The organism is Methylosinus sp. shoA (genome assembly GCF_059718125.1).
Window position 1 is genome coordinate 914,517 of record NZ_AP046091.1, and the last position, 16,566, is coordinate 931,082.

17 protein-coding genes are annotated in these 16,566 nt (G+C 67.2%); 10 read left to right on the plus strand and 7 right to left on the minus strand.

What is annotated here, in order from left to right; all coding sequences use genetic code 11:
* Both AC6IW9_RS04260 and AC6IW9_RS04265 read right to left on the minus strand, forming a co-directional pair.
* Positions 1–681: a uracil-DNA glycosylase gene (locus tag AC6IW9_RS04260; RefSeq protein ID WP_497772441.1), complete on the minus strand. Its 681-nt coding sequence runs from the start codon at positions 679–681 to the stop codon at positions 1–3.
* Positions 671–1,279, minus strand: coding sequence for a LabA-like NYN domain-containing protein (locus tag AC6IW9_RS04265; RefSeq protein ID WP_497769401.1), 609 nt, complete (start codon positions 1,277–1,279; stop codon positions 671–673). Before AC6IW9_RS04265 ends, AC6IW9_RS04260 begins: the two co-directional genes overlap by 11 nt.
* A gap of 445 nt (positions 1,280–1,724) precedes the next feature.
* Here AC6IW9_RS04265 and rpoZ point away from each other — a divergent pair, with 445 nt between their 5' ends.
* The 7 genes from rpoZ to era all read left to right on the plus strand — a co-directional run bounded on the left by rpoZ (position 1,725) and on the right by era (position 8,338).
* Positions 1,725–2,111: a DNA-directed RNA polymerase subunit omega gene (gene rpoZ, locus AC6IW9_RS04270; protein WP_497769402.1), complete on the plus strand. Its 387-nt coding sequence runs from the start codon at positions 1,725–1,727 to the stop codon at positions 2,109–2,111.
* 182 nt (positions 2,112–2,293) lie between these two features.
* Positions 2,294–4,507, plus strand: coding sequence for a RelA/SpoT family protein (locus AC6IW9_RS04275; protein ID WP_497769403.1), 2,214 nt, complete (start codon positions 2,294–2,296; stop codon positions 4,505–4,507).
* A gap of 7 nt (positions 4,508–4,514) precedes the next feature.
* Positions 4,515–5,267 (plus strand): pyridoxine 5'-phosphate synthase, encoded by a 753-nt coding sequence (locus AC6IW9_RS04280; RefSeq protein WP_497769404.1) that lies wholly within the window; start codon positions 4,515–4,517, stop codon positions 5,265–5,267.
* On the plus strand, positions 5,264–5,659 hold the full coding sequence (gene acpS / locus AC6IW9_RS04285; RefSeq protein WP_497769405.1) for a holo-ACP synthase: 396 nt from the start codon (positions 5,264–5,266) through the stop codon (positions 5,657–5,659). The genes AC6IW9_RS04280 and acpS overlap by 4 nt, the downstream gene beginning before the upstream one ends.
* An 85-nt stretch (positions 5,660–5,744) precedes the next feature.
* The gene (gene lepB / locus AC6IW9_RS04290; RefSeq protein WP_497769406.1) at positions 5,745–6,536 is read left to right on the plus strand and encodes a signal peptidase I; all 792 of its coding nucleotides are present in this window, start codon (positions 5,745–5,747) and stop codon (positions 6,534–6,536) included.
* Positions 6,537–6,552: 16 nt separating this feature from the next.
* Positions 6,553–7,254 (plus strand): ribonuclease III, encoded by a 702-nt coding sequence (gene rnc, locus AC6IW9_RS04295; RefSeq protein ID WP_497769407.1) that lies wholly within the window; start codon positions 6,553–6,555, stop codon positions 7,252–7,254.
* A 184-nt stretch (positions 7,255–7,438) separates the two neighbouring features.
* Complete coding sequence (gene era / locus AC6IW9_RS04300; RefSeq protein ID WP_497769408.1) at positions 7,439–8,338, plus strand: GTPase Era; 900 nt, start codon at positions 7,439–7,441, stop codon at positions 8,336–8,338.
* A 10-nt stretch (positions 8,339–8,348) separates the two neighbouring features.
* Here era and AC6IW9_RS04305 read toward each other — a convergent pair whose 3' ends face one another.
* The 5 genes from AC6IW9_RS04305 to AC6IW9_RS04325 all read right to left on the minus strand — a co-directional run bounded on the left by AC6IW9_RS04305 (position 8,349) and on the right by AC6IW9_RS04325 (position 13,088).
* Positions 8,349–8,579, minus strand: coding sequence for a type II toxin-antitoxin system HicA family toxin (locus AC6IW9_RS04305; protein WP_497769409.1), 231 nt, complete (start codon positions 8,577–8,579; stop codon positions 8,349–8,351).
* A gap of 38 nt (positions 8,580–8,617) precedes the next feature.
* Complete coding sequence (locus AC6IW9_RS04310; RefSeq protein WP_497769410.1) at positions 8,618–10,117, minus strand: ABC transporter permease/substrate-binding protein; 1,500 nt, start codon at positions 10,115–10,117, stop codon at positions 8,618–8,620.
* Positions 10,114–10,872 (minus strand): ATP-binding cassette domain-containing protein, encoded by a 759-nt coding sequence (locus AC6IW9_RS04315; RefSeq protein ID WP_497769411.1) that lies wholly within the window; start codon positions 10,870–10,872, stop codon positions 10,114–10,116. The genes AC6IW9_RS04310 and AC6IW9_RS04315 overlap by 4 nt, the downstream gene beginning before the upstream one ends.
* Before the next feature lie 142 nt (positions 10,873–11,014).
* Complete coding sequence (locus AC6IW9_RS04320) at positions 11,015–11,878, minus strand: right-handed parallel beta-helix repeat-containing protein (protein WP_497769412.1); 864 nt, start codon at positions 11,876–11,878, stop codon at positions 11,015–11,017.
* A 187-nt stretch (positions 11,879–12,065) separates the two neighbouring features.
* On the minus strand, positions 12,066–13,088 hold the full coding sequence (locus tag AC6IW9_RS04325; protein ID WP_497769413.1) for an AI-2E family transporter: 1,023 nt from the start codon (positions 13,086–13,088) through the stop codon (positions 12,066–12,068).
* Positions 13,089–13,310: 222 nt separating this feature from the next.
* On the opposite strand from AC6IW9_RS04325, the gene AC6IW9_RS04330 reads away from it, so the two are divergent.
* The 3 genes from AC6IW9_RS04330 to AC6IW9_RS04340 all read left to right on the plus strand — a co-directional run bounded on the left by AC6IW9_RS04330 (position 13,311) and on the right by AC6IW9_RS04340 (position 16,480).
* Positions 13,311–14,693: a M20/M25/M40 family metallo-hydrolase gene (locus AC6IW9_RS04330; RefSeq protein ID WP_497769414.1), complete on the plus strand. Its 1,383-nt coding sequence runs from the start codon at positions 13,311–13,313 to the stop codon at positions 14,691–14,693.
* A gap of 168 nt (positions 14,694–14,861) precedes the next feature.
* Positions 14,862–15,611, plus strand: a complete 750-nt coding sequence (locus AC6IW9_RS04335; protein WP_497769415.1) for an N-acetylmuramoyl-L-alanine amidase — start codon at positions 14,862–14,864, stop codon at positions 15,609–15,611.
* Positions 15,608–16,480, plus strand: coding sequence for an SDR family oxidoreductase (locus AC6IW9_RS04340; RefSeq protein ID WP_497769416.1), 873 nt, complete (start codon positions 15,608–15,610; stop codon positions 16,478–16,480). The genes AC6IW9_RS04335 and AC6IW9_RS04340 overlap by 4 nt, the downstream gene beginning before the upstream one ends.
* The last annotated feature ends 86 nt before the right edge of the window (positions 16,481–16,566 follow it).

Consider the following 16,566-nt stretch of genomic DNA (forward strand, 5'->3'; position numbering starts at 1 on the left):
TCAGGCCCGCGCGTCCAACAATTCTCGCGCTCGCGCGAAGATCGCGCGAAACATCTCGGGCGTCAGCGCGCCGGTATTCGTGTTGAGCCGCGAGCAATGATAGCTGTCGATAAGAAACAAGCTGCGCATCAGCATATCCGACGAGACGACATGCTCGCGGCCATGCGCGAACGCATGGTCGCGCAGCCTGACCGATAGGGCGCGAAGCACGCCCTCATGCGCGACGCGGCCGAGCGCGACAACGCCGCGAAGCTCGCGCATCTTCTCGAAGGTCGCGACGAAGAAGGTCCGGCAGGCGGCGATTTCGGCGGGCAGGGGCCGATTCCCCGGAGGCACGCAGCGAACGACATTGGCGATGAGGCAGTCGTTCAGTTCGACGCCGTCGTCCGGACGCGCGTCATAGACGCCTCTGGAAAAGCCGAACTCCGCGAGAGTCGCGTAAAGAAGACGCCCGGCTTCGTCTCCGGTGAAGGCGCGGCCGGTGCGATTGGCGCCGCGCATTCCCGGCGCCAGTCCCACGATCAGCAACGGCGCGGAGCGCGGCCCGAAATCGAGGACGGGCGCATTATGCCATGCCGGCTCGCACCCGCGTAGATCGCGCCGAAGGGCGACGAGCCGCGGGCAGAGCGGGCAGTCTGGATCGGGCTCGCCCCCAGAGGGGCGAGACGGATCACTCGTGATCGTCTTCCGTCACGCCCTGGCTCACCGGCTGCGGCCGGCGCTCCTGGAAACGCTGCATGCGCTCGGCGCGCTCGCCCGGATCGCGGCCGATCTTGCCGACGAGATGGATGAGATCGACGAATTCGTCGGCCTGGCGGCGCAGTTCGTCGGCGATCATCGGCGGCTGGGTGGTGATCGTCGAGATCACCGAGACGCGCACGCCCTTGCGCTGCACGGCCTCGACCAGCGAGCGGAAGTCGCCGTCGCCGGAAAACAGTACCAGATGATCGATGTGCTCGGCCATCTCCATCGCGTCGACGGCGAGCTCGATGTCCATGTTGCCCTTGACCTTGCGGCGCCCGAGCGAATCGACGAACTCCTTCGTCGGCTTGGTCACGACGGCGTAGCCGTTGTAGTCGAGCCAGTCGATCAGCGGGCGGATCGAGGAATATTCCTGGTCCTCGATCAGGGCCGTGTAATAGAAGGCGCGGATCAGGCGTCCCTTGGACTGGAACTCACGCAGCAGGCGCTTGTAGTCGATGTCGAAGCCGAGCGATTTGGCCGTCGCGTAGAGGTTGGCGCCGTCAATGAATAGAGCAATGCGTTCCGGGTCTGCCATCTGTTTCGTTCTCGCTCATCGGGTTCCAGCCATCGGGAGGATCGCGGCTCGACGAATGCGCTGTGAAACCCTTCGATCGGCAGCGCTTCGTACGATTTTTCGTCCTTCGCCCTCGCGCGATGATTTTATCCGCGTCGTCCCGATGATTTCCCCGCGCTCCGCCCCGGCGTAGTCACTCATCGAAACTCGCAGACGCTCGCGCCTGCGGACTTAACACGTCCCTGACTGCTGTAAATCGGCCATGAAACGCCGGGCGTCAAGAGGGGAATACGAATTTTCGTTCTGAAATACCAAAACAATCATCAGTCACAGTTGTGGCGACATTGAGACATACGCGTTTTCCGCGCGTGCAGTGGCTTGGTTCATGCTCGCTCTCGTCGTTGCGTCCACACGAAAATTAGTGTAGCGCTCGCCGGAGCCAGAGATCATTCGAGGAGTCGTCGAAATGGCGCGCGTTACCGTCGAGGACTGCATCGACAAGATCGAGAACCGCTTCGATCTCGTTCTGCTGGCGGCGCATCGCGCCCGGCTGATCTCCTCCGGCCAGTCGATTCTCGTCGAGCGCGACAAGGACAAGAATCCGGTGGTCGCCTTGCGCGAGATCGCCGAGACCGCGCTCGCGCCGGACGATCTCAAGGAAGATTTCATCCATTCGCTCCAGCGCCATGTCGAGGTGGACGAGCCGGAGACCGAGGCGGCGCCGCCGCTTTCGGCGAGCGGCGCGGATCTCGGCGAGGGCGACGCGCAATTCGACCGCATGACGGAAGAGGATCTGCTGCGCGGACTCGAAGGGCTGGTGCCGCCGGCCGAGGTCGAGGACGAGGGCGAGTAATTCCGCGCATCTCGGCCTCCCGCGCGCACATCCCGCTGGAGCCGGCGCGCGAGCTGGTCTAAATTGAGCGCGAAACGCGGCCTCGGGCCGGCTTTCGGCTCTTTCTTCCTCGCCCCGTCTCACACCGAGAGTTCCGACAGGCCGCCGACGGTCCTCGAAGACATGATCGTTGGTCGACGCCGATGATGCGCCAATACGAGCTCGTCGAACGGGTTCGCAAATATAATCCGAAGGTCGACGAGGACCTGCTCAACCGCGCCTATGTCTACGCCATGAAGGCGCATGGGCAGCAGACCCGCGCCTCCGGCGATCCCTATTTCTCGCACCCGCTCGAGGTCGCGGCTATACTCACCGACCTCAAGCTCGACGACGCCACGATCGTCGCCGCGGTTCTTCACGACACGGTCGAGGACACGAGCTCGACGCTCGACGAGATCGAGCGGCTGTTCGGTCCGCAGATCTGCAAGCTGGTCGACGGACTGACCAAGATCGAGAAGCTCGATCTCGTCTCCAAGAAGGCCGCGCAGGGCGAGAACTTCCGCAAGCTCCTGCTCGCCGTCGCCGACGACGTGCGCGTGCTCCTGGTCAAGCTCGCCGACCGGCTGCACAATATGCGCACGCTGCATTTCGTGCCGCTCGAGAAGCGCGCGCGCATCGCGCAGGAGACGCTCGACATCTATGCGCCGCTCGCCGGCCGCATGGGCATGCAGCGCCTGCGCGAGGAATTGGAAGGCCTCGCCTTCCGCCATCTGATGCCCGAGGCCTATCTCGCGATCGAAACGCGCCTACACGAATTGCGCGCCAAGAACGGCCGCATCATCAAGCGCATCGAAAAGGAGCTGACGGAGGAATTCTCCGCGCGCGGAATCCATGCGGCTGTCACCGGCCGGCAGAAGACGCCCTTCTCGATCTGGCGCAAGATGGAGCGCAAATCCATCGCCTTCGAGCAGCTCTCCGATATTTTCGGCTTCCGCATCATCGTCGGCGAGGTCGAGGACTGCTATCGCGCGCTCGGCGTCGTCCACACCAAATGGCCGAGCGTGCCCGGCCGATTCAAGGACTATATCTCGACGCCCAAGCAGAACGACTACCGCTCCATTCATACGACGGTGATCGGTCCGGGCCATCAGCGCGTCGAATTGCAGATCCGCACCGCGGCGATGCACGAGATCGCCCGCTTCGGCATTGCGGCGCATGCGCTCTACAAGGATAGCGCGAGCGTCGAGGGCAAGGAGGAGCTCGCCAAGGAGAGCCGCGCCTTCAAATGGCTGCAGGACACGCTGGAATTGCTCGCCCACGGCGACAGCCCGGACGAGTTCCTCGAGCATACACGGCTGGAATTGTTTCAGGATCAGGTGTTCTGCTTCACGCCCAAGGGCGGGCTCATCGCCCTGCCGCGCGGCGCGACGCCGATCGATTTCGCCTATGCCGTGCACACGCTCGTCGGCAATTCGGCGGTCGGCTGCAAGATCAACGGACGCATCGCGCCGGTGCTCTCGCAATTGCAGAACGGCGACGAGGTGGAGATCATCCGCGCCGAGGGCCATGTGCCGCCGGCCGCCTGGGAGTCGCTGGTCGTGACCGGCAAGGCGCGGGCGGCGATCCGCCGCGCGACGCGCGAGGCCGTGCGCATGCAATATGCCGGGCTCGGCCGGCAGATCGTCGCGCGCGCCTTCGAGCGCGCCGGAAGGCCCTATTCCGACGACAAGCTGAAGTCGGCTCTGCCGCGCCTCGCGCGGCCCTCGCTCGACGACGCTTTCGCCGCGGTCGGCCGCGGCGAGATCTATTCGGGCGATGTGGTGAAGGCCGTGCATCCGGACTTCACCGACGAGCGCAAGGCGCCCTCGGCGCAAAAGCGCCTCGAGCCCGGCGAGCCGGGCTGGTTCGGCATAAAATCCAATGTCAATGTCGTGTTCAAGGCGCCCGGCGCGACCGACGAGGCGAGCGCCATTCCGATTCGCGGCCTGCGCGGCGACGTGCCGGTGCGCTTCGCGCCTGAGGGCGGCGCCGTGCCCGGCGACCGCATCGTCGGCATTCTGACGCCGGGCGAGGGCATCACCATCTATCCCATCCAATCGCCGGCGCTGACCGCCTTCGACGACCAGCCCGACCGCTGGCTCGACGTGCGCTGGGACATCGATCCCGAGCATCGCGAACTGTTCCCGGCCCGCATCCTGGTCACGGCGATCAACGAGCCCGGAACGCTCGGCGCCCTCGCGACGGTGATCGGCGAGGCCGGGGCCAATATCGACAATGTCTCCTTCAGCGTTCATTCTCCCGACTTCCGCGAAATGCGATTCGACCTTGAGGTCGCCGATCTGAAGCATTTGAACGACATCATCGCGCGCCTTCGCGCCAGCGCCCTGGTCAGCAAGGTCGAGCGCGTCAACGGGTGAGCTCGAAATGACACGTCACATCCGCCTCGGCGTGAACGTCGACCATGTCGCGACGATCCGCAATGCGCGCGGCGGCCTCGCGCCCGATCCCATCCGCGCGGCGCTGCTGGCGATCGAGGCCGGCGCCGACGGCATAACGGCGCATCTGCGCGAAGACCGCCGCCATATCCGCGACGAGGATATGGCGCGGCTGAAGGCGAGCATCGGCAAGCCGCTGAATTTCGAGATGGCGGCGACCGAGCAGATGCTCGACATCGCGCTGAAGACGAAGCCGCACGCCGTCTGCATCGTGCCCGAGCGCCGCACCGAGCGCACGACCGAGGGCGGGCTCGACGTCATCGGCGGCCACGACCATCTCGTTCCCTTCGTCGACGAGCTGAACCGCGCTCGGATTCGCGTGTCCCTGTTCATCGAGCCGAACCCGGACGCCATCGACGCGGCCGCGTCGATCCGCGCGCCGGTCGTCGAGCTGCATACCGGCGCCTGGTGCCATGCGGTCGAGACCGGCGACGCGGCGCTCGCCGAGCGCGAGTTCGCGCGCATCGCCGCCGCCGCCGCGCATACCACCGAGCAGGGCATAGAATGCCACGCCGGCCACGGGCTCGATTATGCGACGGCGCGGCGCGTCGCCGGCCTGCGGCAGATCGTCGAGCTCAATATCGGCCACTTCCTCATCGGCGAGGCGGTGTTCGTCGGCCTCGCCGAATCGATCCGGCAGATGCGCCGCGCGATCGACGAAGGCGTCGCGGCGGCCTCATGATCATCGGTTTCGGCAGCGATCTCTGCGACATCCGTCGCATCGAAGAGGCGCTCGAGCGCTATGGCGAGCGCTTCACCCGCCGCTGCTTCACCGATGTCGAGCGCGCCAAATCCGACGGACGGGCCGCGCGCGCGGCCTCCTACGCCAAGCGTTTCGCCGCCAAGGAGGCCTGCGCCAAGGCGCTCGGCACCGGCATAAAGGACGGCGTCACCTGGAAGACCATGGGCGTCGTCAATCTGCCCTCCGGCAAGCCGACGGTGGAGCTGACCGGCGGCGCCGCCGAGCGGCTCGCGCTGATCGCCCCGCCCGGCGCTCGGATCGTCGTTCATCTCACCCTCACCGACGAATATCCGCTCGCGCAGGCCCAGGTTCTCATCGAGGCGGTGACGTGATAGAGCGGGCCGTGGCGCGCCTCGTCGGCGCGCCCTCGACCAACACGACCGAAAGCGGCCTTCGGCCAAGAGGGAGTGACGCAGCTTGACCAGGAACGTCTCGGTCGCGGAACGGCGCGACGAAGGGGGTTTGCTCGAGACGATCAAGGTGATCGTCCAGGCGCTGATCATCGCGCTCGTCATTCGCACATTGCTGTTCCAGCCGTTCAACATCCCCTCGGGATCGATGATCCCCACTCTCTTGATCGGCGACTATGTGTTCGTCTCGAAATACGCCTACGGCTATTCGAATTATTCGCTGCCATCGCTGCCGGTGCTCGACTGGCGGCTCGACCTCTTCTCCGGCCGCGTGATGGGCTCGGCGCCCAAGCGCGGCGACGTCGTCGTCTTCAAGCTGCCGCGCGACAACGAGACCGACTACATCAAGCGCGTGATCGGCCTGCCGGGCGACCGCATCCAGATGGTCGACGGGCGCCTCTACATCAATGGCGAGATCGTGCCGCGCGAGCCCAAGGCCAAGGAACGCCAGGAGGGTCGCGACGGCCGCGAGATCGAGGTGGCGACCTATACGGAGACCCTGCCGGGGGGCGTCGCCCATACGATCATCGAGATCGAGGGCGATCACGGCTACAAGGACAACACCGAGCTCTTCGTCGTGCCGCCGAATCATTATTTCATGATGGGCGACAATCGCGACAATTCGACCGATTCGCGCTTCTCGGCCGACGAGGGCGGCGTCGGCTATGTGCCGTCCGAGAATCTCGTCGGCCGCGCCGAGATCATCTTCTTCTCGGTGCAGAAGGACGAATATGCGCTCGCCTTCTGGCGCTGGCCCTGGTCGGTGCGCTGGAGCCGGCTGTTCCAGCCGGCGCATTGACGCGCGCGCCCGAGCGATGGGAGCGTCGGGCCGCAAGGATCTCGAGGCGCTGGAGGCGAGCGTCGGTCACGGTTTCGTGAACCGGGGTCTGCTCGAGCATGCGCTGACCCATGTCAGCGCCTCGGCGGCGCGGGCGGATTCCTATGAGCGCCTCGAATTCCTGGGCGACCGCGTGCTCGGCGTCGTCGTCGCGCATATGCTCTACGAGAATTTTCCGGCGGAGAGCGAAGGGGAGTTGTCGCGCCGCCTCGCCGATCTCGTGCGCAAGGAATCCTGCGCCGAAGTGGCGGAGCGCTGGGGCGTCGGCCCCTTCATGCGGCTCGGCGACGGCGAGGCGCAGACGGGCGGGCGGAAGAAGCGCGCCATATTGGGCGATATGTGCGAGGCGATCATCGGCGCGGTCTATCTCGACGGCGGCGCGGCGGCGGCCGAGGCCGTGGTGCGCGAGGCCTTCGGCGCCCGCATGCAGACGCAAGGGCGCCGATTGCGCGACGCCAAGACCTCGCTGCAGGAATGGGCGCAGGCCCGGCGCCTGCCGACCCCGACCTATAGAATGAAATCGCGCAGCGGGCCCGATCATGCGCCCTTCTTCGAGGTCGAGGTGGATGTCGAGGGATTCGTCGCGGCCGAGGGCGGGGGCGCGTCGAAGCGCGTCGCCGAGCAATCGGCGGCCCAGGCCTTTCTCGATCGCGAAGGCATAGAACGGGAAGGGACATGATGATCCGCGCGACATGGACAAAACCAGTCCCTCACGCTGAGGAGCCGGCGAAGCCGGCGTCTCGAAGCGTCGAAGCCGCGCGCGCTGGAGCATCCTTCGAGACGCGCCCTGCGGGCGCTCCTCAGGATGAGGGGACGCATTGTGCCGGCGCTCCTCATCTGGACGAGGGGACTGGAGCATTCTCGTGACGCAAACCCGCTGCGGCTTCGTCGCGCTGGTCGGCGCGCCCAACGCCGGCAAATCGACGCTGCTCAACCGGCTCGTCGGCGCGAAAGTATCGATCGTCTCGCGCAAGGCGCAGACGACGCGGGCGCTCGTGCGCGGCATTGCGATCGCCGGCGAGGCGCAGATCATCCTCGTCGACACGCCCGGCATATTCGCGCCCAAGCGCCGGCTCGAGCGGGCGATGGTGGCGAGCGCGCTCGCCGGCGCCGGCGACGCCGACGCGATCGTGCTGCTCGTCGACGCGCGCCGCGGGCTCGACACGGAGGTCGAGGAGATCATCGCCAAGCTGCGCGAGCTCTCCGCGCCGAAGATTCTCGTCCTCAACAAGGTCGACGTCGTGCCGCGCGAATCGCTGCTGGCGCTGACGGCGGCGGTGACGCAGAAGGCGGATTTCACCGACACCTTCATGATTTCCGCGCTCGAGGGCGACGGCGTTTCCGATCTGCTCGCGAAGCTCGCATCGATGATGAAGCCCTCGCCCTGGCTCTATCCCGAGGACCAGCTCTCCGACGCGCCCTTGCGCTCACTCGCCGCGGAGATCACGCGCGAAAAAATCTTCGAGCGGCTGCACGACGAACTGCCCTATCAATCGACCGTCGAGACGGAGTCCTGGCAGAACCAGAAGGACGGCTCGGCGCGCATCGAGCAGACGATCTATGTTGCGCGCGACGGTCAGAAGAAGATCGTCATCGGCGAGGGCGGCCGCACGATCAAGGCGATCGGCCAGGCGGCGCGCCGCGAGATCGAGGAGGCCGCCGAGCAGAAGGTGCATCTCTTCCTGTTCGTGAAGGTGCGCGAGAACTGGGCGGACGATCCGGAACGTTATCGCGAGATGCGGCTCGACTTTCCGAAGGAGTGACCGGCCTGCTTCATGCGGCGTCGATCACTTCCAGGCGCAGCGTCTTTCCGAGCGCCGCGCGGGCGCGCTCCAGCGCGTCGAGACGCAGGAGCCCTTTTGGAATTTCCTTGGAGCCGCCGTGTTGCGGAAGGGTCGAACCTCTGCCGTTGAGCGTGACATGCAGATGCTCACCCTTGCCTGGAGCAAAGACCGCCCCTTTCTTCGCAAGATAGCGCTTGGCTTGCTTGCTGTTCATGAACACGCAACATATCTGTCGCGCTCCGGCAATTCGAGGCCGCTTCACCCGCCTGCCTTCAGCCGCAGCCCCTTCGGCACGAGCAGCGCTTCCGCCAGAGCGAACACGCCCTGCGCGGCGACCGCCATCAGCGCCGCCGGAACGGCGCCTTCGAGAATGAGCGCGAAATTGTCGAGCCGCACGCCCGTAAAAATCGGTTCGCCATAGCCTCCCGCGCCGATCAGAGCGCCGAGCGTCGCCGTGCCGATGTTGATGATCGCCGCTGTCTCGAGCCCGGCGAGAATGGCGGGCGAAGCCATGGGCAGCTCGACCAGCAGCAGCCGGCGCCAGGGCGAGAGGCCAATGGCGATCGCCGTATTGCGGATCGAGGCCGGAATGCTCGAGAGGCCGGTCGCGACGTTCCGCAGGATCGGCAGCAGGCTGTAGAGGAACAGCGCCGCGATCGCCGGCGCCGCGCCGAGGCCGAGCAGCGGAATCATGAAGACCAGCAGCGCCAGCGAAGGAATCGTCTGCAGGACGCCCGCCGCCGCGAGCGCGAAGCGTCCGAGGCGCGGGCGCCGGGACGCCAGCACGCCGAGCGGCAGCGCGACGACGGCCGCGGCCGTGAGCGAGACGCAGACGAGAAAGAGATGCTCGCGCGTACGCCGCCAGACGCGCTCGGCGAGGCCGCGGGAGGGCGGCGAGACGACGACTGCGAATTGCGTCGTGACGAAATTGGCCGCCGCTTCGCGCTCCGTGCGCAGCCCTGTCTTCACGGCGACATTCATCGCGACCATCGCAGGAGTCTCGATCCGTCCCTCGAGCCGCAGCATGGCGGCGAGCGCTTTCGGCGCGCGCTGCGCGAGATCGGCGCGATAGAGCAGCACGGCGCGATTCTCGGCGAAGAAACGCCGGTCGTCGTCGAGCACGAGGATGCGCCGGTCGGCGAGCTCCGGATCGGTCGTATAGAGGTCCATCACATCGATCGAGCCGTCCATCAGCCCCTTATAGGCGAGGTGATGATCGAGTCCGCGCACGGTGTCGGGGTCGAGGCCATAGGCCGAGCGCAGCGCCGGCCATCCGTCGGCGCGAGCGAGGAACTCTTCGCTCAGACCAAAGGTCAGCTCCGGACGACGCGCGAGATCGGAGATGGCGGCGAGGCGCAAGGCCTCCACCCTGTCGCGGCGCATGCCGAGCGCATAGCTGTTGCCGAAGCCGAGCGGCAGGCTCATCTTGAGCCCATGCTCGGCCAACGCCCGCTCGATCTGGGCCGCGGTCGAGACGTCGCGATCCGCGAGAATCTCCTGCTTCAACGTTCCCGTATATTCCGGATAGACGTCGATCTCGCCGGCGACGAGCGCGTTCCACAAGAGGCGTGTGCCGCCGAGTCCCAGGCGCCGCTCGACATCCGCGCCGGAGGCCGAAGCGAGATCCGCGGCGATCTCGGCGACGATCGCCGATTCGATGAAAGGCTTCGAGCCGACGCGCACATCGAACGATTCGCGCGCGCAGGCGCCGAGCAGCGCGAGGGTCAGCGCCGCGAGAAGAGCGGAGGCGCCGTTCACGGCGACCTCGCGGCGCCCGGCAGATCGCCGACCCGGCGCGTGCTGGCGCGCACGAAACGCGTGACGAAAGGTTCCGCCGGCCGCTCGACGAAATCGGCGAAGCGGCCGCACTGCACGACGCGGCCGTGATTCATCATCACGATCTCGTCGGCGAAGAAGCCCGCTTCGGAAAGATCGTGAGTGACGATGACCACCGTCTTGCGCAGCCGCGCGAAGATCGCGGCGAGATCGTCCTGCAGATCGGCGCGGATCAGCGGATCGAGCGCGCCCAGAGGCTCGTCCATCAGCAGAATGTCGGGATCGAGCATCAGCGCGCGCATCAAGGAGACGCGCTGGCGCTGGCCGCCGGAGAGCTCGGCCGGATAGCGGTCCAGCGCCGCGCCCGAAAGGCGTGTCAGCGCGCCGAGCTCGTCCAGCCGGATCGCGCGGCGGTCGGCGGACCAGCCCCCCTCCCGCGCCATCAGCTCGATGTTGCGACGCGCAGTGAGATGGGGGAACAGGCCGCCGTCCTGGATCACATAGCCCATCAGCCGGCGCAGATCGGGCGCCGATTTCGGCGTGAGCAGATGGCTCTCGACTTCGATGGTTCCAGCCTCCGGCTGCTCGAGCCCGACGATGAGCGAAAGCAGCGTGGATTTGCCCGAACCGGACGGGCCGATCAACGCTGTCGTGCGGCCCGCCGCGATCGTCAGCGTGACGCGATCGACGGCGCGGACGCCGCCATAGGATTTGCTGACCTCGTCCAGACGGATCATGGCGGTCGCCGCCTTCCGTGGCGTGCCGCTTATCTGGAGCGCGTGGGCGGCGCGCCAAGGGGCGCGGCGCACAGGAACGATAACGCGAGGAGGCCTTCGGCGCGGGCGCCGAGGCCTCCTTCGCTAGTCTATGATGTCGTCGTCATTTGAGCGGCAGCAGGGAGGGGGCTCCGCCGGAGATGTTGGCGCTGCTGTTGTGGTAGATGAGATTATTGCCGGTGCTGAACACCGCATAGGCGTTGGGATCGATGAGGAGGCCGGTCGTGTTGGCCATGGCGGTGGAGCGGGCGAGCTGGATCCAGCCGTTGGAGCCGGCCTTGAAGCCCATCCCGCTGTTGACGACGACCGTGTCGGTCACATCGGCATAGCTGAACTTTTCCGAGGCGACGCCGGCGCTCGTGGCGCCGTTGATCGAGACCCGGCTGATAATGCCGTCGGCGACATTGGTGTTGGCGCTGAGGAAAATGCCGTGGCCGCCGACCTTGGCGATGGTCGTGTCTTCGATGAGATAGCGCGACTTGCCGCCGGCGGCGCCGGCGGCGGAGAAGAGGACGCCCGTGCCCTTGAGATTGCGCAGATGGCAGTTCTTGATCGTCACGAAGCCTGCGGAATTGACCTTCACGCCGACGAAGCCGGTGTTGTTGAGGCCCTGGATGGTGAGGCCGCTGATGTTGACGGCGTCGGTGACGGCGGCGGTGACGGTGATCACGTCGAAGGGACCGCTCTGGCCGGCGCTGGCGCCCGGCACGCCGGTGACGGAGATCGCCTTGTTGACGAGGAAGGGTCCGAACTCTCCGGCGTCGATGGCCTTCATGTCGCCGCCCGGCGAGGTCTGGCCGATGGCGTAGGCGAAGGTGCGGCAGGCGGTGGCGGCGGTGGCGCAGGCGCCGGCGTCGGCTCCGGTCGCCGAGACATAGGTGACGGGCGAGGCCGCGAAGGCCGGAGCGGCGAACGCGCAGGGCAGGATCGCGAGCAGAGCGGAGCGAAGGGTCTTGGAAGCGAACATGGGGTCCTCCCGTTTCTCTGGTTTCGGAGCGGCCCAGCGCCGCTCTCGTCGATGACCCCGTTCTAAGTCTTGTTCGAAAAGGACAATGTGCGGCCCAGCACGCGCCTGCGCGGCCGGGGGCGAGCCTATCGCCGTGAGAGATTTTACGCGCCGGAACTCGCTCGAGGAGCGCGTGTCCGCGGAAGCCCTATGAGGGCTCGCCCGGCAGAGAAGTCTCCTCGCCGAGCGCGTCGCGGACATAGAGCTTGCTCACCAGAACGAACAGCATGACGGTGAGGGGAGCGGCGAAGACGGCGCCCGTCACGCCGAACGCATAGCCGATCGCCACGATGCTGAGCAGCATGACCGCGGGAGGGACGAACACCATCTGGCGCTGAATGAGCGGCATGATCAGCTGCCCTTCCGCCTGATGGATGGCGACATAAGCGACGAGCGTCCACAGCGCCGCCCCGGGATCGAGCGTCACCGCCACGAGTATGGCGGGCACGGCCGCGACGATCGGCCCGAGATAGGGCACGAATTCCGCCGCGCCCGCGATGGCGCCGAGCGCGAGCGGCGACGGCAATCCGATGAGCCAGACGGCGACGCCGGACATGACGCCGATGACGACCATCTCGATCATCTGGCCGAGCAGCCACAAACGCAGCGCGCGCGCTACCGCGTCGAGCGTTTCATCCACCTCTGTCCGCCATTCGCGCGGGAATAATTTGCTCAGCCCCGTGCGATAGAGCGACGGCTGCGCCGCGAGATAGACGCCGCCGGACACCATCACGACCAGTGCGATGACGATATTGGCGCTCACGCTGAACAGGCGTCCGAAGATTTCGGTGACGGGAAGATCGGCGCCGCGCATGCGGCTCAGCAGCATGCGGCCGAGCTCAGAGGATTGCAGCGAATGCGTCAGGTAGGACTGCGCCTCCTGCACGCGATTGACGACCTCCTGCAATTGCGCGGCGGTCGCCGTTCCGAAGAGACGGCCGACGCCGGCGACGACGCCGAGGATGAGGAGTCCCGCGAGGAGCAGGGCGAGGCCGCGCGGCAGCCTCAGCCAGCGGAACGGCTCGGCGACCACCTCGAGCAGCACGGCGACGAGCATCGCGCCGACGAAAATGAGCACGACATCGGACATGAGCCAGAACGCCGCCGCGATCAGCGCGAGGCTCGCGACGAGAAACGCGCGTTCGGCCAATTCTCGCGTGTTCGCCGCCATGGCCGTTCTCCCCTCGGGCGCGGCGGGAACAGCCCGCCGCGCGGGCGGATCGCCCGGCGGGGGAATATCGGAGCCCTCGACTTCCGCGTCCAGCCGGGGCGGCTCGCGGCCGTGCTTCCCGCCGCGCGCATTCCGCACTAGCTTCCATCCTCGAGCTGCGAGTCGGCGCCCGTCGCTCTCGGGCGCGCCGCCGCATTTTTTTAAAGAGGAGCGCCTCGAACCATGACGACCGAAAGCGTTCTAGAGACGATAGACGCAAGTCTTCCCGCCGCCACGGAGCGGCTGTTCGATTTCCTGCGCATCAAATCCATCTCCACCGATCCGGCTTTCGCCACCGATTGCCGCCGCGCCGCCGATTGGCTCTGCGGACAATTGCGCGAGCTCGGCTTCGAGGCGAGCGTGCGCGACACGCCCGGCCATCCGATCGTCGTCGGCCATGCGAAGGCGAAGCGCCCGGACGCGCCGCATGTGCTGTTCTACGGTCATTATGACGTGCAGCCGCCGGACCCGCTCGATCTGTGGGTGAGCGATCCGTTCCAGCCGCGCCTCGCCGAGGGCGAGCACGGCAAGGAGATCGTCGCCCGCGGCGCTTCGGACGACAAAGGCCAGCTCATGACCTTCCTCGAGGCCTGCCGCGCCTTTCAGGCGAATGGCGGGCTGCCCTGCCACATCGTCTTCCTGTTCGAGGGCGAGGAGGAGACGGGCTCGCCCTCGCTGCCCGGCTTCTTCGCCGCCAATCGCGAGGAGCTCGGCGCCGCCGATCTCGCGCTCGTCTGCGACACCGGCATGTGGAATCATGCGACGCCGGCCATCACCACGATGCTGCGGGGCCTCGCGCAGGAGGAAGTGGTGATCCACGGCGCCGGGATGGACCTGCATTCCGGCGTGTTCGGCGGTCCCGTCCTCAATCCGATCCATATCGTGGCGAAGATCATCGCCGATCTGCACGACGCCGAAGGGCGCGTCACATTGCCGGGCTTCTACGACGGCGTCGCCGAGCTGCCGGAGGAGGTCGCCGCCCAATGGCGCGCGCTCGAATTCGACGAGAGGGCCTTCTTGAAGCGCCTCGGCGTGTCGCGTCCGGCGGGCGAGATCGGCCGCAGCGTGATGGAGAAAGTCTGGTCGCGTCCGACCTGCGACGTGAACGGAATCTATGGCGGCTATATCGGGCCCGGGGCCAAGACGGTGCTGCCGGCCAAGGCCGGCGCCAAGGTCTCCTTCCGTCTCGTCGGCCGGCAGGACCCTGAAAAAATCCTCGAGAGCTTCCGCGCCTTCGTGCGCGAGCGCCTGCCCGCCGACGCCCGCGCCGAATTCGTCACCCATGGCGCGTCGCCGGCGCTGCAGCTTCCGTTCGACTCCGAGGCGCTGACGCGGGCGCGGCGGGCTCTGGGCGCAGAGTGGGGCAAGGAGGCGGCGCTCGTCGGCTGCGGCGGCTCGATCCCGATCGTCGGCGCCTTCAAGGACGAGCTGGGCCTCGACGCGCTGATGATCGGTTTCGCGCTCGAGGATGACCGCATCCATTCGCCCAATGAGAAATACGCCTTCGATTCTTTCCACAAGGGAACGCGCTCCTGGGCGCGCGTGCTGGCGGCGCTCGCCGCGTGAGCCTCGCCGCCCTTCTCCCGCGAGCGGGAGAAGGGGACGCCAATGACGACGCCCTCTATCTCTCGAAGCGCCTGCTCCACGTCCGCCGCGCTTCTCGCGGCCGGCCGAGCTATATATTCTTTATATTCTTTTCCGCCGCCCTCCCGCTCCGAGGTCCCGCTGACGCCGATGGTCTCTCCCGATTCGCCCTTCGTCGCAGAGCTGCGTCTCTCGCCCAATCACGGCGAGCGGCTGCGCCCGATCTCGGCGCTCATTCTGCATTACACCGGCATGCCGACGGCGGCCGGCGCGCTGCGATTGCTGACGAGCGAAGAATCGCAGGTCTCCTCGCATTATTTCATCGACGAGGACGGGACCATAGTGCAGCTCGTGCCGGAGGCGCGCCGCGCCTGGCACGCGGGCCGCAGCTTCTGGGCCGGCGAGGAGGATATGAACTCCGCCTCGATCGGGATCGAGATCGTCCATCCCGGCCATGACGATCCGCGCCCCTTCCCGGACCGGCAGATCGAGGCGGTGGCGACGCTCTGCCGCGACATCTGCGCGCGCAACGCCATCGTGCCGATGCGCGTGCTCGGCCATTCCGACATCGCCATCGGCCGCAAGATCGATCCGGGCGAGTTCTTCCCCTGGAACGCGCTGGCCGAGCTCGGCGTCGGCCATTTCGTCGAGCCCGCGCCGATCGTCGGCGGCGCGGCGCTGGAGCAAGGAGCGGAGGGCGCCGAGGTCGCGGCCCTGCAACAGGCGCTCGCCGATTACGGCTACAAATCCCCCCTCTCTGGCCGTTACGGCGACGATACGGCCGCGGTGGTCGCCGCCTTCCAGCGGCATTTTCGTCCGCGGCTCGTCGACGGCCGCGCCGACGCCTCCACCCTCGAGACGCTGCGCGGTCTCGCCGGGGCGCAGGACGCGCGCGCATGAGCGAGAAGCGCTCCGTCGTCGTCACCGGCGTCTCCACCGGCATCGGCCATGCGCTGCTCGAGACGCTGACGCGCGAGGGCTATCATGTCTTCGGAAGCGTCCGCGCGGAGACGGACAGCCGACGCCTCGCGGCGCGGTTCGGCGCCGGCTGCTTCACGCCGCTGCTCTTCGACGTGACCGATGGAGAAGCGGTGGCGCGCGCGGCGCGCGAGGTCGAGCGGCGCCTCGACGGCGCGACGCTCGCCGGCCTCGTCAACAATGCCGGCGCGGCCTTTCCCGCCCCGCTGCTCCATCAGCCGCTCGAGGAATTCCGGCGGCAGATCGAGGTCAATCTGATCGGCCAGTTCGCCGTGACGCAGGCTTTCGCGCCGCTCCTCGGCGCGAGCGAGACGCCGCGGCGCGGGCCGCCGGGGCGCATCGTCAATATGAGCTCGGTCGCCGGCACGGTCGCCGCGCCGTTTCTGGGCGCCTATGCCTCCTCCAAACATGCGCTCGAAGGCTTTTCCGACGCGCTGCGGCGCGAGCTGATGATCCATGGCGTCGACGTGATCGTCGTCGAGCCGGGCGTGGTCGCGACGCCGATCTGGGACAAGGCGGAGCAGGCCGATTTCTCCGCCTATGAGCGCACGGTCTACGGCCCTGCGGCGCGGCGGCTCGAGAAATGGGCGGTCGAGAACGGCCGCCACGGGCCGCCGCCCGATCGCGTCGCGGCGGCCGTGCTGCGCGCGCTGCGCGACCCGCGCCCGCCCGCGCGCATCCGCGTCGTGCCCAATTATCTCCTCGACTGGGTTCTGCCGCGCGTCCTGCCGACGCGCCTGCTCGACCGGCTCATCGCCCGGCGCGTCGGTCTGAGGCCGCAGGACAGGTGAGACGGCCCCTCCCGCCGCTGCGCAGGCGCAATAGAAAAATCTCGGCCTCGGCCACAGGATACGGATAAGCGCTTTCGTGATAAGCA